Here is a 582-nt window from a genome sequence, read left to right as displayed (position 1 = left end):
CACGGCTGGTCGCCAGGATCTGCACACCGGGACAGCGCGCGAGAAGCTCCTCCGCCAGCTCGGCGGCCGCACCGATCACGTGCTCGCAGTTGTCGAGCAGCAGCAGGAGGCGCTGCCGGGCGCAGTGCTCGGCGAGCCGGTCCAGGGAGGCGTCGCCGGTCCGGTCGGTCAGGGCCCGCAGCTCCTCGGCGGCGGCGCCGCGCAGCTTGGTCTCCCGGGCCCCGAGCGCGGCGAGCGCGGCCTCGGCGACGTCCTCCGGGTCGTCCACGGGGGCCAGCTCGACGAACCACACCCCGTCGGGCCATCCGCCGCGCACGTCGTGCGCCTCGGCGGCCTCCTGCGAGAGCCGCGTCTTGCCGGCTCCGCCGGGCCCGAGGAGCGTGACGAGGCGCGCCCGCGCGAGATCGTCCCCGATGACGCGGATGTCGTCCTCGCGGCCGACGAAGGTGGTGAGCCGAGCCCGCAGGTTCCCACTGCCCCGGCCGCCCTGCCGGAGCGCCTCGGGCGCCGACGACGGGTACGGGCCCGGCCCGGACCCGGTGGAACCCGCGGCATAGGGGGCGGCCAGGGCGGGGCCGGGAG

The 582-nt window shown here is 77.7% G+C and carries 1 protein-coding gene; it reads right to left on the bottom strand.

Annotation, left to right across the window (positions count from 1 at the left end):
• A partial coding sequence (locus PV721_RS43710; protein ID WP_319734485.1) for an AAA family ATPase occupies window positions 1–582 on the bottom strand: 582 nt, incomplete at both ends.

Source organism: Streptomyces sp. MB09-01, from assembly GCF_033794505.1.
Classification (GTDB): Bacteria; Actinomycetota; Actinomycetes; order Streptomycetales; family Streptomycetaceae; genus Streptomyces.
The sequence above is the reverse complement of the archived record's forward strand: the minus strand, read 5'-3'. Positions and strand labels throughout refer to the sequence as shown.